The sequence below is a fragment of the Vibrio mimicus CAIM 602 genome (assembly GCF_000338875.1).
Classification (GTDB): domain Bacteria; phylum Pseudomonadota; class Gammaproteobacteria; order Enterobacterales; family Vibrionaceae; genus Vibrio; species Vibrio mimicus.
The window spans coordinates 1-2,084 of record NZ_AOMO01000007.1 but is presented as its reverse complement, the minus strand read 5'-3'; the positions used below and the strand labels follow the sequence as shown (position 1 = coordinate 2,084).

General features: G+C 40.9%; 4 protein-coding genes. 2 read left to right on the top strand and 2 right to left on the bottom strand.

Annotated features, from left to right (window positions below):
* Positions 1-162: 162 nt before the first annotated feature.
* The gene (locus D908_RS18020) at positions 163-561 is read right to left on the bottom strand and encodes a hypothetical protein (protein WP_115236322.1); all 399 of its coding nucleotides are present in this window, start codon (positions 559-561) and stop codon (positions 163-165) included.
* A gap of 284 nt (positions 562-845) precedes the next feature.
* Here D908_RS18020 and D908_RS18025 point away from each other — a divergent pair, with 284 nt between their 5' ends.
* Positions 846-1,076 carry a PAS factor family protein gene (locus tag D908_RS18025; RefSeq protein WP_005522150.1) on the top strand — a complete coding sequence of 77 codons (231 nt, stop codon included), beginning with the start codon at positions 846-848 and terminating at the stop codon, positions 1,074-1,076.
* A gap of 195 nt (positions 1,077-1,271) precedes the next feature.
* Here the strand turns inward: D908_RS18025 and D908_RS18030 are convergent, their stop codons facing one another.
* Entirely contained in the window at positions 1,272-1,679 is a 408-nt protein-coding gene (locus tag D908_RS18030) for a hypothetical protein (RefSeq protein ID WP_005522146.1), read from the bottom strand.
* A 197-nt stretch (positions 1,680-1,876) separates the two neighbouring features.
* Here D908_RS18030 and D908_RS18035 point away from each other — a divergent pair.
* Positions 1,877-2,084 (top strand): type II toxin-antitoxin system CcdA family antitoxin (locus tag D908_RS18035; RefSeq protein WP_005522144.1); only part of this gene is annotated, 208 nt, incomplete at its 3' end.

Genomic DNA, 2,084 nt, shown 5'->3' with positions numbered 1-2,084 from the left:
ACCACAACCTGCTGATTTTTATGGATTAAGCATAACGCCCGCCTAAGGGGCTGGCAACGCATTACAACAAAACTTAAACACAACAACCGCAACCACCGCGGCTCATTGGGACTGGAAACGCCACGCGTTGACAGTCCCTCTTGAGGCGTTTGTTATGTGATTTTATCGCTCCGTCGATAGTAATTTTAAATTTTCAAAAACAAACGAAGACTTATCATCTAAAATTGTTGCCGATTCAACATCTTTACACTCACTACAAAAAGCTGTCATGTAAACATAAGTATTGGGCGAAAACTGCTCGTCAACCGTTTTAAGAGAAAGAACATAAGTAGAGCCTGAAATTAGTTCTTTGGCTTTTTTTACAAATTTTTCATGTTCTTTTGTTGCTGGATTATCTATTTGAAAATTTGATATCCAAAGACTGACGAGCTCTACCGAGCGTAAGTTTTTACCTTCAACACAAACGGCAATTTCTTTGTATTTCGTTCCATTAAGCTGACTATGATTACAAACATAACCTAAGGAGCTGACATTCATAGATTCCATTAATAGTTCAGACATTGACGCTGCATTTACAGAAAAACAAAAGACTGAGCAAAGAAATACAAATATTCGTCTCATTAATTACTCCTCATAAATCACATAACGCCCGCCTAAGGGGCTGACAACGCATTACCACTAAACTCAAACACAACAACCGTAACCACCGCGGCTCAATGAGACTGGAAACGCCACGCGTTGACAGTCCCTCTTGAGGCGTTTGTTATGTGATTGTTGCTCACGACTTGCCTCTAATTAATCGATATAATCAATAAGCATTCGATGCCATAATAAGGAAAAATTATATGAAATCGCTTATTTCTGAAACTTTAATCAACCTTGCAAACCAAGAGCCAGAGCAACATGCTGAAACTCGGCAACATCTGTATGAACAACTGGACTTGTCCTTCGAGAAACAACTCGCTTTGTATTCTTGTGCTTTAGGACCAGCAAGCTCTGGAAAGCTCGAAAACAGTAGAGACTTCACCAAAGCAATTGATAGCGCTATTAGAATAATAGAAATGCCTGAACACTAATATGTTCATCATCGATAATGCAGCCCATATCAGACGGGCTGTTTTTGTTTTTGTTTATGCCCAATCACATAACGCCGCGTTAAGGGGTGAATGCCGCATAAACCAAGCTGCCGCAGACCACTTTCACCACCAAAACTCACTGCAAAACAAAAATGCCACGCGGCATGAATCCCTCTTAAACGCCTTGTTATGTAGCTAGTCAGCGCCACCAAAATCAAGAAAGTTTACTCCACCGGAACTATCTAAAGTCGTGTTCGTAACGCTACATTTAGGTGCTGAATTTACCTCTGCATATAACAGGTAGCTTTCAAACGAAGGAACTTCCGACACGTTAAATAAGATCTCTCCGACAGACTTTTGAAACTCTAACACGTCTCCTAAATCTTCTTGTAACTCGATAGCCAACTCTTTGCTGTAAGGCAACAACATGCCATAAGAAACTGACTTATAGAACTGGTCATCACTGCGCTTAATCTCACTCAATGCCCAACTAATTTCCTGAAACGAATAGACGAGCTTTTTCCCAAACTTAGCACACAGTTTAGGAGCTACATCTTTAGCGACTGACTGAACATAAGACTTTTTATTCAAAAAGTTAAGCACACCGTATCTCCTTGCTACATAACTCCGCGTTAAGGGGTGAGTGCCGCCTAAACCAGCTTTCCGCAGAACACTTTCACCACCAAAACTCACCGCAAACTAAAAATGCCACGCGGCATGAATCCCTCTTAAACGCCTTGTTATATGCTTGCATTGCACCTATAATTTATGCGCACACACAATACGCATAGGTTGCTATCATGAGAAACGCATATAGTACGCAAGCCCCAAAGAAAGCTACAAACTTAAGCTTAAACAGCGAGTTACTCGCTGAGGCTAAACGCTTAAATATAAACCTTTCGGCAACAATGGAAAAGGCACTTGAGAAAGAAGTGAGTCAACGCCTGAAAGCTGAATGGTTAGAGCAAAATGCTGATGCCATTAATGCTTGCAACGAGCTAACTGAAA